Annotated in this window: 12 protein-coding genes and 1 pseudogene; 7 read left to right on the top strand and 6 right to left on the bottom strand. The window is 53.9% G+C overall.

The genetic code is table 11. The annotated features are described in order from the left end of the window. Positions 1–19 precede the first annotated feature (19 nt). From dcuC to udk, 4 genes are all read right to left on the bottom strand, one after another. Positions 20–1,378: an anaerobic C4-dicarboxylate transporter DcuC gene (dcuC, locus tag OCH02_RS10165; RefSeq protein WP_261431116.1), complete on the bottom strand. Its 1,359-nt coding sequence runs from the start codon at positions 1,376–1,378 to the stop codon at positions 20–22. A gap of 202 nt (positions 1,379–1,580) precedes the next feature. After that, positions 1,581–3,416: an outer membrane assembly protein AsmA gene (gene asmA, locus OCH02_RS10160; protein ID WP_261431115.1), complete on the bottom strand. Its 1,836-nt coding sequence runs from the start codon at positions 3,414–3,416 to the stop codon at positions 1,581–1,583. Positions 3,417–3,460: 44 nt separating this feature from the next. Continuing rightward, positions 3,461–4,042, bottom strand: a complete 582-nt coding sequence (gene dcd, locus OCH02_RS10155) for a dCTP deaminase (RefSeq protein WP_012006010.1) — start codon at positions 4,040–4,042, stop codon at positions 3,461–3,463. Between the two features lie 126 nt (positions 4,043–4,168). Then, the gene (gene udk, locus OCH02_RS10150; RefSeq protein ID WP_012006009.1) at positions 4,169–4,810 is read right to left on the bottom strand and encodes a uridine kinase; all 642 of its coding nucleotides are present in this window, start codon (positions 4,808–4,810) and stop codon (positions 4,169–4,171) included. A 245-nt stretch (positions 4,811–5,055) separates the two neighbouring features. Between udk and OCH02_RS10145 the strand changes: the two genes are divergently transcribed. Then, positions 5,056–5,685 carry a phosphatase PAP2 family protein gene (locus tag OCH02_RS10145; protein ID WP_261431114.1) on the top strand — a complete coding sequence of 210 codons (630 nt, stop codon included), beginning with the start codon at positions 5,056–5,058 and terminating at the stop codon, positions 5,683–5,685. Between the two features lie 51 nt (positions 5,686–5,736). Here the strand turns inward: OCH02_RS10145 and apbC are convergent, their stop codons facing one another. Continuing rightward, the gene (apbC, locus tag OCH02_RS10140) at positions 5,737–6,849 is read right to left on the bottom strand and encodes an iron-sulfur cluster carrier protein ApbC (RefSeq protein ID WP_017892171.1); all 1,113 of its coding nucleotides are present in this window, start codon (positions 6,847–6,849) and stop codon (positions 5,737–5,739) included. A gap of 159 nt (positions 6,850–7,008) precedes the next feature. On the opposite strand from apbC, the gene metG reads away from it, so the two are divergent. Next, positions 7,009–9,036: a methionine--tRNA ligase gene (gene metG, locus OCH02_RS10135; protein ID WP_261431113.1), complete on the top strand. Its 2,028-nt coding sequence runs from the start codon at positions 7,009–7,011 to the stop codon at positions 9,034–9,036. A gap of 98 nt (positions 9,037–9,134) precedes the next feature. Here metG and OCH02_RS10130 read toward each other — a convergent pair. Continuing rightward, positions 9,135–9,337, bottom strand: a pseudogene (locus tag OCH02_RS10130) (DUF559 domain-containing protein). Between the two features lie 332 nt (positions 9,338–9,669). Between OCH02_RS10130 and OCH02_RS10125 the strand changes: the two are divergent. From OCH02_RS10125 to cdd, 5 genes are all read left to right on the top strand, one after another. Beyond that, positions 9,670–10,740: a sugar ABC transporter substrate-binding protein gene (locus OCH02_RS10125; RefSeq protein ID WP_261431111.1), complete on the top strand. Its 1,071-nt coding sequence runs from the start codon at positions 9,670–9,672 to the stop codon at positions 10,738–10,740. A gap of 131 nt (positions 10,741–10,871) precedes the next feature. Next, the gene (locus OCH02_RS10120) at positions 10,872–12,095 is read left to right on the top strand and encodes an MFS transporter (RefSeq protein ID WP_261431110.1); all 1,224 of its coding nucleotides are present in this window, start codon (positions 10,872–10,874) and stop codon (positions 12,093–12,095) included. Between the two features lie 136 nt (positions 12,096–12,231). Further along, positions 12,232–12,639: a CidA/LrgA family protein gene (locus OCH02_RS10115; protein ID WP_261431109.1), complete on the top strand. Its 408-nt coding sequence runs from the start codon at positions 12,232–12,234 to the stop codon at positions 12,637–12,639. Further along, positions 12,636–13,331, top strand: a complete 696-nt coding sequence (locus tag OCH02_RS10110) for a CidB/LrgB family autolysis modulator (RefSeq protein WP_153857416.1) — start codon at positions 12,636–12,638, stop codon at positions 13,329–13,331. The genes OCH02_RS10115 and OCH02_RS10110 overlap by 4 nt, the downstream gene beginning before the upstream one ends. 137 nt (positions 13,332–13,468) lie before the next feature. After that, positions 13,469–14,353: a cytidine deaminase gene (cdd, locus tag OCH02_RS10105; protein WP_261431106.1), complete on the top strand. Its 885-nt coding sequence runs from the start codon at positions 13,469–13,471 to the stop codon at positions 14,351–14,353. Positions 14,354–14,551 lie beyond the last annotated feature (198 nt).

The following is a 14,551-nucleotide window of genomic DNA, read 5'->3' as shown; positions in this document are numbered from 1 at the left end:
GGGCATCGCCCGGCCGCTATTACAAATGCTGGGGAACCAATAACTCCGTCGCCACAATCACTACGATCAACCCAACAATCACCGGTACCGAAGTGCGTTTCACCACTTCAAACGGCGAGATTTTGGCCATGCCGGATACCGCCACCACCACCCCTGAAACCGGCGACAGAGTGCGTCCCAGGTTCGAAGCCTGCAGCATCGGGATCACCAAATACGCCGGATTAACCCCCATCTGCGCCGCCAGTTTGGGAATGAGTTCTACGAAAGCATAGAACGGGGCGTTGCCTGAACCGGTGGTCATCGCCGCCAGCATGGTAATCACCACCAGCACCAACATCATGATAATGCCGCCGGTGCCGAATGACTGCGCCAGGCCGATCAGCCCGCTGATAAACCCGACGGTGCTCAACCCCTGGGCAAACACGCCGGCAGCTACCAGCAGCATCACTACGCTGGCAAAAGCATCCGCCATACCGCGATAAGCGACCTCCAGACCGCTAAATACCTGTTTGGCACTGAAGCTGCGCAGGAATTCAATCACCGCAGCCAGCAGCATACAGCCTACCAACACGGTGATAATATGCAGTTCCGGCCCCCATTTCCCATCAAACACCAACACGCCAAGGATAGGTGTAAACGGCAGCACCGCGTAGAACCCTGGCGCATGAGTGGTGATTTCACTCACATCCATAATGTGATGCTGTTCATTGGCTTTCTTATCGAGATAACGCTGCCAAAAGAAATGCGCAACCGCCATGCAGACAATCGCCGCAATCGAGATGGGTAAAGTAGTTTTAAAGGCGAAATCAACCAATGGCATTTCCGCCGCCTTCGCGGCCAGCACCACGTCACCCGAGGTGGGTGCCAGAATAATCGCCGCGGGTGAAGCACAAATCGCCGCAGCCGCACCACGGCTGATACCCACGTTGACCATCAACGGGAAAAGCGTAGCCATCAGCAGTACGCCCAGCCCCGTGGCAGACGAGACCGCCAGTGACATCAGACAGGCAACAAAATAGGCCGCCACCATCAAAAGATAGGGGGAATTGATCATTTGCAGCGGACGGGAGGCCAGCTTGACCACCACATCATTGGCGCCAATGTGCGTCATATAGGCCGCAAATCCGCACAGCATCATAATCATCATGCCAAGATCGCCACCACGGCTCATCAGCAGAATTTTGACGTATTCAATGATGTCAGTCGCGCGCCACCCGGTAGATGTGGCGCTGGCAGGCAACAGACTTTTGCCCATCAGGGCGCTGATGGCCAATAGCAACAGGCCGCCCACCATCAATACGCCGGTGGCGGAGTAACCTTTGATGATGTAACGGCCAACGCCTGCCGCGACGACCACCCCGATCAGAAGCTCTATCATATTCCCTCAACTTATCATTTTCGTTTTTTGACCGTACCAAAGCGTATGAATCGCTTAACTGCGCACACTCTGCACAAACTCAGGCACAGACGTCATGATATCCGTCAAAGTTACGGGAGGAAATTATTGGGAAAGGGAAATACTCTGGCGAGGTTTAACAGAGAGTGCGGGCCAGACCACGACCAACCCGCACAATCCGAGATCAAAGCTTATCGAGCAGTTTTTTAAGATCCTGGCCTTCGCGCGAATCCTTGTTTTTCTCAGCCCACTTGTTAAGCGCATCCTTCGCCCGGTTCTGCAGCGTTTTACGCAAGATCTGATCGACCTGCAATTGATAGTTAAGCTGGCTCCACGGACCGTAAACGCGCAGTGGGATCGGCGTTTTCTGCAACTGTTCAATCAGGTCGTCACGACCTTGCCAACCGCCGGTTACCCGAACGTTAAGCGTCATATCACACTGTTTCCCCGGCATGTCCACCGTCCCGTTGCCGCTCAGGGTTAACAACGGAGAATCGGCGCCCAACTCGGTGATTTTTACCGTGCCGCGATCCAGGCTGGCGTTAGCCGACAACTGTTTCACTTCGGTATAACGCTGGTAATCGTTTTGTCCACGCACGCTGCTATCATTGCGCGCCACGGCTTGCTGAATCAATTGCTGAATGTTCAGACCGTGCAACTGCGCGTCCTGCATCGCCAACTGGGCGGTGCCCTGCCAGCGCCGTTCAAACGACTGTGACGTCAGACGGTCGCCGGTTAAATTCCCTTGCATGCTGAATTTTCCGGTCATAATTTGTGGCATTTCGAACGCCTTCAGGACACTGCCAAGTTCAACCTGCTTCACGACCGGCTGTACGGTGATCACCGGTCGGCGGCCACGTGCGTCCAGGGTGCCTGGTAAAGCGAAGTCACCACCGGCTACCTGCCCGGAGAACGAATGCAGCGTTAACAGACCCTGTCGGTTTTCTGCCTGGGTCGAAAGATGGGTAATATTCATACCGCGGTAGGTGAGTTGATCCACGCTCAAATTGAGCTGTGCGTTAAAATCTCGCAGCACCTCTAAATTTTGCTGAGGATCGTCCATCTGGCTGGCAATGACCGGCGAGGAGGTCACATTTTGCTCTTGCTGCACGGGCGAACTACTGGATTGCCAGCCGGTAAAGGCGTCAAAATTCACCGCCGCAGACTTCAGGTTAAGCGTATAGGCAGGTATCTCGCCGAACTGGATACTGGCATCACCGGTAAAGGTGCTGTCATTGGCACCCAGGCTCAGTTGGCCAAGTGTCACTTGCTGCGGCGTCTGTTGGTATACCATTTGAGTACTGCCGTCGCCTTTAATACCGCCGGCCAGGATGTCAGCACCTTCGAGTTGGTAACTGAACTGGGTGACATTGGCTGCAATGCGGCGCGGATATTGCTGCAGATCGATATCTGCGGCCATGCTGAAGGTCAAATCGCGCTGATTGCGGTTTACCCGGCTGGAAAGTTCCATTTGCGCCTGGCGTTTGGCATTTTGTTGCAGGGTGAGATTAATATCGCGAACGTTTATCTGTTCGTTATTAGCGCGTTGCCAAATCAACAGGCTGTCTACCACCCGCAGATTATCGATATCAAATTTCCACGGCGTATCTATCGACTCTTCGGAGCGGCTCGCAGGAGCGATAGGTGCGTCGGGTTGATTTTGTTCTTCACTTTCAGGAGTCAGGCGGATCACTGCGTTTTTCAGCATCACCTGTTTCACAAACAGTTGATGCGACAATAACGGCAGCAGTTTGACATCAAGGCGCATATTATCCGCACTCACCACCGGCGCTTTGGCTCCGGGCGCTGTCAGCGTCATACGACCGGCCAGGATGCTGAGCTGCGGCCAGATATGCCAGCGCAAATCGCCATCCAGCGTTAGATGATAACCACTCTTTTTCTCGACTTTCGTGACCATGTAGGCACGAAAATCATTCGGATTTACCAGCAGTACCAGCGCAGACATCCCCGCCAGCAGCACCACCAGTAAAATCACCAAAGTCGTCAGTAATCTTCTCATGCCATCCTCTTGTCAGCGCCACACCGACCGTGCTTCAAGCGCTGTTAATCCTTGTCGATACGACTGGCAACTGCGCCCTGCTGATCGCGGTATTTTGCATCCTGGCGGCTATTGTAAGGACGTGCCGCAGGCCCGGACAGCGGTTCAAAACTCAGTGCGCCGATCAGCATGCCCGGACGCAATGCCAGCGGCAGCTTACCTGAATTATAGAACTCCAGGACAATTCGGCCCTGCCAACCTGGATCGATACGGTGTGCGGTCACATGGACCATCAGGCCCAAACGCGCCAGGGAAGAACGGCCGTCCAGCCAACCCACCAAATCGTTTGGCAGCGTGACCGACTCCAGCGTGACCGCCAGCGCTAATTCCCCCGGATGCAGGAAGAAAGCCTCTCCTTCCGGCAGAACAATTTCATCACTCATCACGCGATCCAATGCGGCACTGACTTCATCTTTCGGCCCGCTAAGGTCGATAAATGCAGCGGTATGGCCACGAAAAACGCGGAACTGATTGCCTAAACGGACATCCACTGTTGCCCCGTTAATACGCTCAATCGGCGGACGCGGTGAAATCACCAGCTTTTCACAATCCAGCCAGGCTTCTATATCACGGTCGCACAGTCTCATTTATTCATCTCCATCAAGGCGTGTCACTAAAACAAAAATTGCCACACAACGGGCTAAAGGTCTACGCCGCGGCGTAAATAGTTGCCCGCCGGCCGGAAACTCGGGTTTTCCGGCCATTGAACGGCATTATTCAAAGAACTGGCTGATTTTGGCTTTCAGAATATCGATCGCAATGCGGTTTTTACCCCCGCGCGGGACGATAATGTCGGCATATTGTTTGGAAGGATCGATAAACTGCAGGAACATCGGACGGACGGTTTTCTGGTATTGCGCCATTACCGAATCCATCGAACGGCCACGCTCATTCACATCTCGCTTCATACGGCGCATCAGGCAAATATCCAGCGGCGTATCAACAAAGATCGAGAAGTTCATTTCCTGACGCAGACGGATATCCGTCAACAGCAGGATCCCCTCAAGAATAATCACCTTTTTCGGTTCCAGGTGAATGGTCTCTTTCTTACGCGTGTGCTCGGTGTAACTGTACAAGGGTAACTCTATCGCCTTGCCTGATTTCAGCATCTGCAGATGCTGAAACAGCAGGTTGTGGTCCATGGCGCTTGGGTGGTCATAGTTTGTCTTGACCCTTTCTTCCATGGTCAAGTGAGTCTGGTCTTTGTAGTAACTGTCTTCAGGAATAACGCCGATATGTTCATCGCCAACCTGATCGCGAAGTTCACGATATAACGTACTGGCGATAAGGCTTTTTCCGGAGGCAGATGCGCCAGCTATACCAATAATGACGCACTGATGCGGCTTGTCAGTCATAAAATTGAAGACCTGATTTCGTAGTGTGAAGGGGGGGAACTAAAACGCGTCAATTATAGGGAGTTAGCGGCCATAGCGCCAGCCTATATTGTCGCCGCCACGCCGCTATATCGGGTTATTTCGTCGGATTGGTCTGCCACAATTTTCGGATGATTGCTTCTAGGGCTATCGGGCATGCCGGGGTAAACTCGATGACTTGATGATAATCCTGACAATTGGGATGCCTTATTTCACCGGAGACTGACGTGCTGGACTGGTATTTTCTGACATTTTTTGGCGATAGTATGTTGCTGCTGCCATGCTCATTGATTCTCTTTTTCGTCTTAGTCGTGGCGCCAGCCACCCGAACCGCAGGTTGGCAATGGGCGCTGATCTTCGGCAGTGCCGGCGGCGTGGTATGTGCCTCCAAACTGGCCTTTATGGGTTGGGGCATTGGGATAAAAAGTTATGACTTTACCGGCTTTAGCGGCCACTCCGCACTGGCGGCCAGTATCTGGCCGGTACTGCTCTGGGCACTGACAGGCCGTTTCTCACATGCAGTACGCAGCATGGCGCTGGTTGTGGGGCTGGTATTGCCAGTCACCATAGGGCTATCTCGGCTTGCCATCCATGTACATTCACCTTCGGAAGTCGTTAGTGGCCTGGTGCTTGGCTATCTGGCCAGTACGCTCTTTCTGTGGTTGCAGCGCGGTAAACCGCGTCCCCGGCTCTCCACACCGCAGATCGTCGTTGCACTGGCACTGCCCATGGTATTGATGGGGGTACGACAACCCGCGCCGACACAAGGGCTGCTGGAACATATTGCCACCGCTCTGGCGCAGATCGAACGCCCTTATACCCGCGCGGATCTGCACAAACACCTTACGACCCCATAAACAAAACCCCGGAACATGTCCGGGGTTATTTTCTGGCTGGCGTTAAGCTACTTACAAGGCGCGGAAGGAGATTTCCGTCGGAATAGCTTCGCCCTGCCAATACATCTGCGCGGCAACGCGACCGGCAAGCTGGCGATACAGCTCGGCAAATTCACTGTCCGGGCGGCTTATCACCGTCGGCTCGCCACGATCCAAATCTTCGCGCAGTGAAATATGCAGCGGCAATTGCCCCAACAGGCGGCTATGGTATTTCTTCACCAGTTTTTCCGCCCCGCCGGTACCGAAAATGGGCTCATGGTGTCCGCAGTTGCTGCAAATATGCACACTCATATTTTCCACTATACCCAGTACCGGCACATGAACCTTCTCAAACATCACAATGCCCTTGGCGGCATCGAGCAGCGCGATATCCTGCGGCGTGGTGACCACCAATGCCCCGGTAACCGGAATGTTTTGCGACAGCGTTAACTGAATATCACCGGTACCCGGTGGCATATCCAGCACCAAATAGTCCAGATCCGGCCACAACGTATCCTGCAACAATTGCATTAACGCCTTGCTGGCCATCGGGCCGCGCCACACCATGGCATTATCGTCGGTCACCAGATAACCAATAGAATTGGTTGCCAGACCGTGCGCCAGGATCGGTGCCATGTGTTGCCCGTCCGGCGAGGTTGGACGCTCGTTCTCGGTGCCCAGCATATTCGGGATCGACGGGCCATAAATATCGGCATCCAGAATACCGACCTTTGCCCCTTCCGCAGCCAGCGCCAACGCCAGGTTAACCGCCGTGGTGGATTTCCCCACCCCGCCCTTGCCGGAACTGATGGCGATGATATTACGCACCCCCTTGATACCGGCCTGATCGTTGGCGCGTTTCAGCGTGGTAATGTCGTGCTTCAGTTTCCAGTCGATTGCCTCAGCACCGGTCACGCGCAGTAATTCTGCACTGACGCTGTCTTTCAGCACCTCAAAACCGCTCTGCCAGGCGAATGGCATAATCAGTTCGATATGCAACACATGATCCAGCAACGCGCAGTGATGAATGGCCTTCAGCGCGGTCAGATTATTTTTTAACGTCGGGTGTTCAAAGGCGGCCAGTACACCGGTCACCAGGGCACGCAGAACTTCGGGGTTGGTCTGCTCGGGGGATTTTGTGCTCATCCCGGCTCCTTGATTTTAATGGATAGCTTCTCGCTAAGCATATCAGAACTGCAGGCCGGTCGGCGCATGTCTGTATAAAGAAACCGCCCTAGCCGTGGCGGACGCGATCGGGTAACATCAAAGACCCTTTTTATTCATTACAGAAACCAAGTTCTCACTATGCCTCAAGTCGCGAAAAAATTATTGGTGACGTGCGCGCTGCCGTACGCAAATGGTTCCATCCATCTCGGCCACATGCTCGAGCACATCCAGGCAGACATCTGGGTTCGTTACCAACGAATGCGCGGCAACGAGGTTCATTTCATCTGCGCGGACGACGCGCACGGCACGCCGATCATGCTGAAAGCTCAGCAGTTGGGCATCAAGCCGGAAGAAATGATCGCGGAAATGAGCCAGGAGCACCAACAGGATTTCGCCGGTTTTGGCATCAGCTATGATAACTATCATTCAACCCATAGCGATGAGAACCGTGAACTGTCGAGCCTGATTTACGGCCGCCTGAAAGAAAACGGTTTCATCAAGAACCGCACCATTTCTCAGCTGTACGACCCAGAAAAAGGCATGTTCCTGCCTGACCGCTTCGTTAAAGGCACCTGCCCGAAATGCAAATCGCCGGATCAATACGGCGATAACTGCGAAGTTTGTGGCGCAACCTACAGCCCGACAGAGCTGATCGATCCGAAATCCGTGGTTTCCGGTGCGACGCCGGTGCTGCGTGATTCCGAGCACTTCTTCTTTGATCTGCCATCGTTCAGCGAAATGCTGCAGGCCTGGACCCGTTCCGGCGCGCTGCAAGAGCAGGTGGCGAACAAGATGCAGGAATGGTTTGAGTCCGGTCTGCAACAGTGGGATATCTCCCGCGATGCGCCGTATTTCGGCTTTGAAATCCCGGATGCCCCCGGCAAATACTTCTACGTCTGGCTGGATGCGCCAATCGGCTACATGGGTTCATTCAAAAACCTGTGTGACAAGCGCGGCGATCTAGACTTTGACGAGTTCTGGCGCAAGGATTCCACCACCGAGCTGTATCACTTTATCGGCAAGGACATCGTTTATTTCCACAGCCTGTTCTGGCCGGCAATGCTGGAAGGCAGTAATTTCCGCAAACCGACCAACCTGTTCGTACATGGCTACGTAACGGTGAACGGCGCCAAGATGTCCAAGTCTCGCGGCACCTTTATCAAGGCCGGTACCTATCTGCAACACCTGGATGCCGATTGCCTGCGTTACTACTACGCCGCAAAACTGTCTTCACGCATTGACGATATCGACCTGAATCTGGAAGATTTCGTACAGCGGGTGAACGCCGACATCGTGAACAAGGTGGTGAACCTGGCTTCGCGCAACGCCGGCTTTATCAGCAAGCGTTTTGGTGGCCAACTGGCCGACAAGCTGGCCGACCCCGCGCTGTACCAAACTTTCGTTGATGCGGCGCAAAGCATCGCCGAAGCCTATGCCAGCCGTGAGTCTGGCCGGGCAATCCGCGAAATCATGGCGCTGGCCGATCTGGCAAACCGCTATGTAGATGAGCAGGCACCCTGGGTAGTGGCTAAACAGGAAGGCCGCGATGCAGATTTGCAAGCCATTTGCTCCATGGGCATCAACCTGTTCCGCGTACTGATGACCTATCTGAAACCGGTAATGCCGTCACTGACTGAACGCACCGAAGCCTTCCTTAATTGTGAGCTGAGCTGGGACAGCATCTCGCAACCGTTGCTGGGCCATCAGGTTAATACATTCAAAGCCCTGTTCAACCGTATCGATCTGGACAAGGTGAATGAGATGGTCAGCGCTTCGAAAGAAGATATGGTGGCGGCGAAAGTGGCCACCGGTCCACTGGCTGAGGATCCGATTCAGGACACCATCACCTTTGACGATTTCGCCAAGGTTGATATGCGTATTGCCTTGATCAAGAGCGCCGACTTTGTCGAAGGTTCTGACAAGCTGTTGAAGCTGCTGTTGGATCTGGGTGGCGAAACACGCCAGATCTTCTCCGGTATTCGTTCCGCTTATCCGGATCCAAAAGCGCTGGAAGGCCGACTGACCATCATGGTTGCCAACCTTGCGCCACGCAAAATGCGCTTCGGTATCTCTGAAGGCATGGTGATGGCTGCCGGCCCGGGCGGAAAAGAAATCTTCCTGCTCAGCCCGGACAGCGGCGCGCAGCCAGGGATGCAGGTGAAGTAAGCCTCTTAACGAGCCACCTCACCCTTACCCTCTCCCCTGGGAGAGGGCCGGGGTGAGGGGATCTTTATCCACCGTCAAATACTGCATAATAATCTCAGTCACTCCCCCCAATGGTTTAACACTTCATCATTCCAAAAACGCAATACGGTAAATCCGCGGCTCACCAGGAAATGACTACGACGGGTGCCATAACTGACCTGTTCCATATGTTGCCCTCCGTCCAATTCAATAACCAGCTTCCGTTGCCAACAAACAAAATCAACAAAAAAGGCCCAATCGGAAACTGACGACGTAATTTCAAACCATAAAAACGGCGGTCCCTTAGTCGTCTCCATGCCGTTTTTCCGCCTTGGTCATATTGGTTCGCAACCGACGCGATATAGGCGTTGATGTCCTTTCCATAAAGACCTCCGACTGCACAATAATGCCAGGCGCGGTATGAACCTTGATCCAAACGTCAAACTTGCGCACTGCTTCCAAAAAAGCCGGTAAAAATTAATAACAAAGAAAGTGTCTTATCAATGGACACAGGAGCATGATACTGCCACACAAAAAGTAGACGTCCAGAAGGAAAGACTGCTATAAGTAACCTCTTACCGGGATAATTCTCACCTGCTTTCGGAGCCAATAATAATGAAAACCCTAAAGACCCCGCTGCTGGCCATTGGCCTGCTGACCGCACTGCCGTTGTTTGCCGCAGAAACTCTTGCGCCGGTACCCACCGCCATCGCTCAACATCAGGGCCCCATTCGCATTGCGGTGATCCGTAATCTGGGCTCCGACGACAACACCACTCAGTTTCTGGCCGGTACCCTCCAGGAAGGCCGCAAGCTGGGTTTTAAGGTGGATACCTTCCTCAGCAACGGTGACGACGCACGCTTTCAGGATTTCGTGAATCAGGCCATCAGCCAGAAATATGACGGCATTATTCTCTCGCAGGGCCGCGCGCCCTATTCCACCGATCTGGTCAAACGCATTACGGCGGCGGGCATTGCCGTATCTGCCTTTGATACCGACATCAGCGGCACCCTCCCCGGTGTCACCGTTTCACAGCAGGATGACGCCTCGCTGGCCAATGAGTCTTTCGGTCAGTTGATCAAGGATTTCAACGGCAAGGCCAATATCATCAAACTCTGGGTAGCCGGTTTCCCGCCGATGGAACGCCGCCAGGCCGCTTATCAACAGTTGCTGAAACAGAACCCTGGCATTCATGAACTGGAATCAATTGGTGCAGTGTCATCCGATGTTCAGGGTGATACCGCCAACAAGGTTGGCGCCGTGCTGGCCAAATATCCGAAAGGCAAGATCGACGCGATTTGGGGCACCTGGGATGCCTTCAGTCAGGGGGCCTACAAGGCGTTGAAAGAGAATGGCCGTACCGAGATCAAACTGTACAGCATCGACATCTCTAATCAGGATTTGCAACTGATGCGCGAAGCCAACAGCCCGTGGAAAGTCAGCGTGGCGGTGGACACCAAACTGATCGGCGCAATCAACCTGCGTCTGGTAGCGAACAAAATTGCCGGGGAACCGACGCCGGCAACCTATGAATTTAAAGCCGCCGCGATCCCACAGGCACTGCTGGTCAGCCAGCCGGGGCCAGTCAACGTCGCCGGCCTGGCCAAAATCATTCCGGGCTGGGGCAGCAGTGATGCATTCATCCAGCCCTGGTTCGCCACGCTGCAGGCCAAAACGAGCAAATAATTCAGATCCTGCATATACTCAGGCAGATTATAGGGGCGCCACAGCGGCGCCCGCGTTAATCGGGCCGAATATCGTCGCCCCCTACGGTTACCCACACCAAATTAATCACCGTACGTATAAGCAGGTCTGACATGAAGGGATTCCCACCGCTGATCAACACATTGCTGGCCAGCTCGCTGGTATTGACCATTGGGCGTGGCGTCACGCTACCGTTCATTACCATCTATCTCACCGGGCATTTCCACCTGCTTCCGAAAAGCGTCGGTATCATTTTGGGCATCAGCCTGATGATCGGTATTTTCGCCAGTCTGTATGGCGGTTACCTGGTCGACAAGTTCAACAAAAACACCTTGATTCTGACGGCTATTTTGCTGTTCGCCTTGAGTTTTTTCGCTATTCCGTGGATCCCGCGTCCGGGTGGGATCATCGTGGTATTGGCTATTTTGCATACCGCCTATTCGGTGCTGGGCATCACCATCAAGGCCTGTTTTGCCGACTGGCTACCGGTTGCGCAACGTATCAAAGCCTTTTCAATAAACTACACGCTGGTGAACGTGGGTTGGGCGGTGGGCTCATCACTGGGGGTGATGGTGGCAGGGCTGAACCCATTATTGCCCTTCTACCTTTCAGGCGGATTGGCTTTATTCACAGTGACGGCATTGAGTTTTAGCCTGCACCGACAACGCGCTACACCGCCAGCAGCGACTGAGGTCGTCCCCTCTGCGCCGCCCAATTTCCGCCAAACGCTGACCATTCTGCGCAACGACCACCGGCTGATTTATTTTACTCTCGGCAGTACGCTTGGCGCGGTGGTTTTCGGCCAGTTCACCGGTTACTTGTCGCAATACCTGATCCTGGTTTCCAACGCAGAGTTTGCCTACCAGGTCATAGGCGCGGTGATGATCGTCAATGCCTGTATCGTCATCACCCTGCAGTATTTACTGAGCCGAGGTATGCGACAGGAAAACATGTTGCGCTGGCTGGCGCTGGGCACCGTATTTTTCATTATGGGGCTGATTGGTTTTAGCCTGGCCGGGCAATCACTCTGGCTATGGGCCATCGCTATGGCGGTATTTACCCTGGGGGAGATTATCGTGATCCCGGTGGAGTATATGTTTATCGACTTTATCGCCCCACAGCATCTGAAAGGCAGCTACTACGGTGTGCAAAACCTCAGCGCTCTGGGCGGTGCCATCAACCCGGTGCTTTGCGGTTTTATACTCAGCTATGCCGCACCGCAAATGATGTTTGTGATGCTGATTGCCGCCGCATTGTTCAGCCTGCTATTCTTTTTCCTCGGCCATCGCCTGGCGCAAAAGCAGCAATACCGCGCAAGTATCATCAGCACAAAATGAAGGCGCACCGGGCTTGACTATGGCTGTCAACCTGCCTGGCAGGCATGGCAACCATAGAGAGAATTCATGGTGTGATTTGTGGCGGAGGTCACAGTTTAATTGTATGATGAATGCATCGGTTAAACGGGATTAAGTTATGGCCAAGCTATTCACTCTGTGCTGGAAATACCTAAGGGCAATCGTCCTTATCTACCTTTGCTTATTCGCCGGCAATGCAATCGCGGCGCTGCTGCCGATCGCCATTCCCGGCAGCATTATCGGTATGCTGCTGCTGTTCGCCCTGCTTTCCACGCAGATTATGCCGGCCAAGTGGGTCAAACCCGGCTGTCATCTGCTAATCCGCTATATGGTGCTGTTGTTCGTGCCTATCGGCGTGGGCGTGATGAAATACTATGACCAAATTATCGAGCATTTGGGCCCGCTGGTGGTTTCCTGCATTATCAGCACCCTGATGGTGCTGGTGGTGGTGGGTTATACCTCGCATTATTTCCACCGAGAGCGTCGCATAGTCGGCAAGCCGGGTGCCGCGGAGGGTGAGAAATGATCCATGAAATCTGGTGGTCATTGCCGTTGACGCTGGCAGTCTACTTTGCCGCGCGCAAGCTGGCGCAATGGCTGAACATGCCGCTACTGAACCCGCTGCTGGTATCGATGGCGGTGATCATTCCCCTGCTGTTACTGACCGGCATCCCCTATGAACGCTATTTTCAGGGCAGCAAAATCCTCAATGACTTACTGCAGCCCGCCGTCGTTGCGCTGGCCTACCCCTTGTATGAACAGCTGCACCAGATCCGCGCCCGTTGGAAATCTATTATCGCCGTCTGCTTTATCGGCAGTATGACGGCCATGATCAGCGGCGGTGCCATCGCTTTATGGATGGGGGCGACTCCGGAAATTGCCGCTTCCATCATGCCGAAGTCGGTTACGACCCCTATCGCCATGGCGGTCGCGGAATCGCTCGGCGGCATCCCGGCAATCAGCGCCGTCTGCGTAATCTTCGTCGGTATTCTCGGCGCAGTGTTCGGGCATACATTATTTAAACTATTGAAAATCACCACTCGCTCGGCGAGGGGGTTGGCCATGGGTACCGCATCTCATGCACTGGGTACGGCTCGTTGCGCGGAAATGGACTATCAGGAAGGTGCTTTCGGCTCTTTAGCGTTGGTGATCTGCGGGATTATTACCTCGCTGCTGGCCCCCTTCCTGTTCCCGGTGCTACTGCACATGTTCAGTTAGGGTGGTTAAAACTTGAGACACATCTCGCAATTATTCTTTTCATTGCATTGATTTCATCAATAAAGAGATTTAGATCACACTTTATTCACACGAGGCTGCCTAGAATGTTATCCCGTTAACCTGTAGAGAGAGTTTCTATGCACCCGCGTTTTCAAACCGCTTTTGGCGAACTGCCCGCCACCTTGCAATCTGCCCTGCAGTCTTATATTGATGCGCCTGATTTCCCGGCCATGCTCAAGGCGGAACAAGTGGACGCGATCAAGCAGCGCTGCGGGCTGGATGATGATGCTCTGGCATTCGCTCTGCTGCCACTGGCGGCGGCCTGCTCGTTAGCCCCAATCTCGCAATTTTATGTCGGTGCCATTGCCCGTGGGCAGAGCGGCAATCTGTATTTTGGTGCCAATATGGAGTTCAGCGGCGCCCCAATGCAACAAACCATTCATGCGGAACAGTGTGCGGTGACCCACGCCTGGCTACGCGGTGAACCCGCCCTGGCCTCCATCACCGTTAACTACACGCCTTGCGGCCACTGCCGTCAGTTTATGAACGAACTGAACAGCGGCGTCAGCCTTAAAATTCGTCTGCCTGGCCGTGAACCGGCAACGCTTGGCGATTACCTGCCGGACTCCTTTGGCCCGAAAGACCTTGATATCACCACGCTGTTGATGGACCGGGTCGATCATGGTTTCCAACTGGTGCTGACGGACGAACTGGAAAAAGCAGCGCTGTCCGCCGCCAATCAGAGCCACGCGCCCTACAGCAACGCCCACAGCGGCGTCGCACTAGAGGCTGATGACGGCAGGATTTACACTGGCCGTTATGCGGAAAACGCCGCCTTCAACCCCAGTTTGCCACCCTTGCAGGCCGCGCTGATTCTGATGAATGTTTCCGGCGGCGACTGTCAAAAAGTGAAACGCGCAGTGCTGGCTGAGCCAGAAAGTGCCATCCTCACCCAATGGGATGCTACCCGTGCCACGCTGGCTGCCCTGGGCTGCCAAAATGTCAGCCGCATTACTTTCTGATCCTGATCCTGGCGGTGCCGCCCGGCACCGCTGTTAACAGCCCCGCCAGCCGATTACAATGGCATTCACGTCTTAAAACACTTTCTTTAGTTAAATTAGGATTTGATCGTCGATAATTACGCCAATTTACCTCATGATCCGATAACAATTGCTGTACATATTTCGCCGATCTTTTAGGATCACCCTTATAAAGTTATC

It is taken from the genome of Serratia quinivorans, from assembly GCF_946227985.1.
GTDB lineage: Bacteria > Pseudomonadota > Gammaproteobacteria > Enterobacterales > Enterobacteriaceae > Serratia > Serratia quinivorans_A.
The sequence above is the reverse complement of the archived record's forward strand: the minus strand, read 5'-3'. Positions and strand labels throughout refer to the sequence as shown.

Excerpts from the sequence above, each read along its gene's own strand:
- dcuC (WP_261431116.1), bottom strand. The coding sequence starts at position 1,378 with ATGATAGAGCTTCTGATCGGGGTGGTCGTCGCGGCAGGCGTTGGCCGT.
- asmA (WP_261431115.1), bottom strand. The coding sequence starts at position 3,416 with ATGAGAAGATTACTGACGACTTTGGTGATTTTACTGGTGGTGCTGCTG.
- dcd (WP_012006010.1), bottom strand. The coding sequence starts at position 4,042 with ATGAGACTGTGCGACCGTGATATAGAAGCCTGGCTGGATTGTGAAAAG.
- udk (WP_012006009.1), bottom strand. The coding sequence starts at position 4,810 with ATGACTGACAAGCCGCATCAGTGCGTCATTATTGGTATAGCTGGCGCA.
- apbC (WP_017892171.1), bottom strand. The coding sequence starts at position 6,849 with ATGAGCACAAAATCCCCCGAGCAGACCAACCCCGAAGTTCTGCGTGCC.
- metG (WP_261431113.1), top strand. The coding sequence starts at position 7,009 with ATGCCTCAAGTCGCGAAAAAATTATTGGTGACGTGCGCGCTGCCGTAC.
- OCH02_RS10125 (WP_261431111.1), top strand. The coding sequence starts at position 9,670 with ATGAAAACCCTAAAGACCCCGCTGCTGGCCATTGGCCTGCTGACCGCA.
- OCH02_RS10120 (WP_261431110.1), top strand. The coding sequence starts at position 10,872 with ATGAAGGGATTCCCACCGCTGATCAACACATTGCTGGCCAGCTCGCTG.
- OCH02_RS10115 (WP_261431109.1), top strand. The coding sequence starts at position 12,232 with ATGGCCAAGCTATTCACTCTGTGCTGGAAATACCTAAGGGCAATCGTC.
- OCH02_RS10110 (WP_153857416.1), top strand. The coding sequence starts at position 12,636 with ATGATCCATGAAATCTGGTGGTCATTGCCGTTGACGCTGGCAGTCTAC.
- cdd (WP_261431106.1), top strand. The coding sequence starts at position 13,469 with ATGCACCCGCGTTTTCAAACCGCTTTTGGCGAACTGCCCGCCACCTTG.